Consider the following 3,823-nt stretch of genomic DNA (forward strand, 5'->3'; position numbering starts at 1 on the left):
CGGAGGCGAGGAAGAATCCCCCCAGCGCCAGATTGGCCAGCATGCGCAGATAAACAGCCACAGACTACCTCTTTATGGAGGGATATATTCTAGCAATCTCCGATTGAGCCGCAATGGCTAAACCCATGTCAGAGACGATAAATCTCGATGTCGCCGGGCAAGGGCCTAGACCGGGCATGAATGCCTGTTCCCGGCCCGTATTGCCATCAGGCGAACTGGGGCAGCCACTGACGCTGGGCGGCGTACATCTCGTCGAACATCTGCTGGATCTGCTCCAGGGTGCAGACGGTGGCGGTGACCGGGTCGAGGGCCAGCGCGTAGCGGGCGGCATCGAGATCGCCGGTCAGGGCCGCCTGCACGATCAGCTCCTGCACTGCGGTGTTGCTCTTGCACAGGCTGGCGCATTGGGTCGGCAGCCGTCCCATCGCCTGTGGTTGCAGCCCCTTGTCATCGACCCAGATCGGTACCTCGACGACGCAGTCAGCGGGCAGGTTCTCCACCAGCAGACCCTCGGGCTGGCAGTTGGCCAGGTTGCCGTTGATGCGGGTGCGCTCGCCGCTCACCATGGCGTGGATCAATTTGGGCCCGTTGAGCATGTTGGGGGCGATGACGAAGGGTTTCTCCCCCGCCAGCTGGGCGGCGATCTCCGCCTTGCCGGCGGCGTGAACCTGCTCCTCCAGGGCCAGCAGATTCCAGCGCTGGGGCAGGAAGTGGTTGATCATCGCCTCGTTCTTGCGGAAGTAGGGGAGGTAATCGCTGCAGTGCCAGTGGTTCTCGGTACACCAGAGGCCGAAGAACTTCAGCACTTCGCAGCGCACGCCGTCCGCCTCGCGGGTTTTCGGATCATTCACCAGCGCCCGGATTTTCGGCTGCATATCTTCGCCATGGATGGCGAAGCGGGTGATCCAGGTCATGTGGTTGATCCCGGCGAACTCGTACTCCACCTCGGCGGGCACATCGTGATACATCAGGCGTTGCCAGCGCTCCGGGGTGGAGGGGTGATCCACCCAGGGGCCGACCCCCAGATAACCGGCGAGCTGGGCGACGGTGTAGCGCACCCCGTAGCAGAGACCGATGGATTGGATGCCGCTCGCCTCCTTGGCTGCCCAGGTGAGGGGCGCCAGCGGGTTGGCGTAGTTGATGAAGAGGGCGTTCGGGCAGAGCTCCTCCATATCCCGCAGGATCGCCAGCATGGGCGGAATGTGGCGCAGGGCGCGGAAGATGCCGCCCGGTCCCATGGTGTCGCCCACCTCCTGGATCACCCCGTATTTGGCCGGGATCGCCATGTCCAGCTTCCAGGGGGCGAGGCCGCCCACCTGAATGGCGCTGATGACAAAGTCCGCATGGCGAATCGCATCGCGCTGGCTGGTGGTCTGGCTCACCAGCATGGGGAGGCCGGATTGCGCCACCATCATGGTGATGAGGCGGTGACTCTGGGCCAGCACCTCGGGATTGAGATCCATCAACACCAACTCGGTGCCCGCCATGGCGGGGTAGGAGAGCAGGGCCGAGACGATCTGGCGGGTAAACATGACGCTGCCGGCGCCAATAATGGTGATTTTGCTCATGTCAGAACCTTATTTGAAAAAACGGGAACGCCAGCGTCCCTGTTGAAGTTGCAGCAGGCTGCCGTGGATCATCAGGGCGGCGAGGATCATTACCCCGTAGACCAGCCGGGTCCAGAAGCCGTCGAGACCGGCGCTGATGATGCCCGCCTCCAGCATGCCGATGATGCAGGCGCCAAACAGGCTGCCCAGCAGGGTGCCTCTGCCCCCCAGTACCGAGGTGCCGCCGATGAAGACGGAGGCAAACACCAGCAGCATGTAACCCTGCCCCTGATTGGGCCACCAGCTGCTCATCTCCACGCTGATCAATACCCCGACCAGGGCGGCGAGCAGCCCCATCAGCATGAAGAGGCCGAGCCGCATCCGGTTGACCGGTACGCCCATCAGGCGGGCGGCCTCCGGGTTGTCACCGATGAAGTTGATGTTATCCCCCAGCTCGTGATGGGCCAGCAGCAGCCAGAGCAGCAGTGCCACCAGCAGGCTCCAGAGGGCCTGGGCGGGCAGCCACTCCCCCACTCTGCCAGTCAGCAGGGTATGGAGCAGGGTATCGCGGATCTCGGGCAGGCTGAGGGCCAGTCCGTCGGCCAGCACAGTGGTGAGGCCGCCGATAAAGAACTGGGTACCGATAGTGGCGATGATGGAGGGGATCTGGAACTGCACGATCAGCAGGGCATTGAGCAGCCCGCACAGCAGCCCGCCCGCCATCGCCCCCAGCAGCGCCAGCAGCGGCGAGCCGGTGTGCTGGAACAGCCAGGCGAAGATAAATCCCCCCAGCGCGATGATTGCCGGAAAGCTCATATCGATCTCGCGGGCGATGATCAGCAGGGTCATCCCCAGCGCCAGCAGAATGGTCAGCGGAATGGTCGAGAGCAGGGAGGTGTAGATCCGGCCATGGAAAAAGGTGACCGGACTGATGCTGGCAAACAGCCCCCACAGCAGCAGCAGGATCAGCCCGGTCAGTAAAGGCGCCCGATGGGCGAGCAGGAACTGTCTCATTGGCTGCCTCTTCTGACGGCATCCAGCAGCGCCTGTTGCAGGGCAGGGAGGGTCATGTCGGCCTTGTGGTACTGGGCGACGATGGCGCCCCTGTCCATCACCACGAAGCGGTCGGCGACCCGGTAGGCATCGGCCATGTTGTGGGTGATGAGCAGGCAGGCACGCCCCTGTGCCCGCAGTTGTTCGATAAAGCTGAGCACCTTCTCTACCTCACCGAGGGAGAGGGCGGTGGTTGGTTCATCAAGGATCACCAGCCTGGCGTCGAACAGCATGGCGCGGCCGATGGCTAGTCCCTGCCGCTCACCGCCGGAGAGCAGGCTGACCGGGGCATCGACGTTGGCGCCGATGCCGCGAAAATGGAGTACCCGCAGCAGCTCGGCGGCCCGGCGTCGCTCCTCCTGCCGGTCGATGAAGCCCCAGCGATTGCGCAGATGGCGCCCCAGAAAGAGGTTGCGCCAGACGCTCTGCTGCTCGCCGAGGGCGCCACTCTGATAGACGGTCTCGATGCCGAGCCGACGGGCGGTGGGTACATCGTAGCTATCGTCCGCCACCGTCTGTCCGGCGACGGTCAGGGTGCCGCTGCCGAACGGTTCGGCACCGGCAATCACCCGGATCAGGGTCGACTTGCCGGCGCCGTTGTCGCCAAGCAGGGCGACCACTTCACCCGCCCGCTGCTGGAAATGGATATCCCGCAGGGCCTGCACCGGGCCGAACCATTTGTTCAGCCCGTGCAGCTCGAGGGCCAGTGGCGTCATTTAGCGCAGACCTTTGGCCGCCAGCGGGGCGATGAGTGCGATGTTGTCTTTGGTGACAAAACCGGCCCCGGTATTGATGTCCAGACCGGCGAAACCGTAACGCTCGCTCAGCACCAGCTGAACTACCGAGAGGTAACCCATCAGGTAGGGTTGGCAATCGGCCACCAGCTGCACATAACCGGACTGGATCCCGTCTGCGGTGGCGGGAGAGAGGCTGAAACCGGCGACAAACAGCTCACCGGGTTTGACGGCGGCGTTGCGCAAAAAGTTGCCCATCTGGGCGGTCAGGGCACCGTGATCCACCAGCACCATCTTCACGTCGGGGTGGGTGGCCAGATAGGAGGTGACGACCGGGGCGCCCAGAGTTGGGTCCTTGTCCACTTCCTGCGAGATCTGGATGAAGTCGACCTTCATACCCGCCTCTTCAAGGGTCTTGATCAGGCCACGGGTGGAGTCGCTACGCTGGGCAATATCCTTGATGCCCCACACCATGGCGCGGTCACCCTT

4 protein-coding genes are annotated in these 3,823 nt (G+C 63.7%); all 4 read right to left on the reverse strand.

Annotation, left to right across the window (positions count from 1 at the left end):
- Window positions 1-206 precede the first annotated feature (206 nt).
- Window positions 207-1,568, reverse strand: coding sequence for an alpha-galactosidase (melA, locus tag ACRAUW_RS17290; RefSeq protein ID WP_431363261.1), 1,362 nt, complete (start codon window positions 1,566-1,568; stop codon window positions 207-209).
- A gap of 9 nt (window positions 1,569-1,577) precedes the next feature.
- Window positions 1,578-2,561 carry an ABC transporter permease gene (locus tag ACRAUW_RS17295; protein WP_431363262.1) on the reverse strand — a complete coding sequence of 328 codons (984 nt, stop codon included), beginning with the start codon at window positions 2,559-2,561 and terminating at the stop codon, window positions 1,578-1,580.
- A complete protein-coding gene (locus ACRAUW_RS17300; RefSeq protein ID WP_431363263.1) occupies window positions 2,558-3,316 on the reverse strand; it encodes an ATP-binding cassette domain-containing protein in 759 nt (252 codons plus the stop codon). Before ACRAUW_RS17300 ends, ACRAUW_RS17295 begins: the two co-directional genes overlap by 4 nt.
- Window positions 3,317-3,823: substrate-binding domain-containing protein (locus ACRAUW_RS17305; protein ID WP_431363264.1), on the reverse strand; the 507-nt coding region annotated here is incomplete at its 5' end. It lies immediately after the preceding gene.

Source organism: Aeromonas sp., from assembly GCF_050633025.1.
Lineage (GTDB): Bacteria > Pseudomonadota > Gammaproteobacteria > Enterobacterales > Aeromonadaceae > Aeromonas.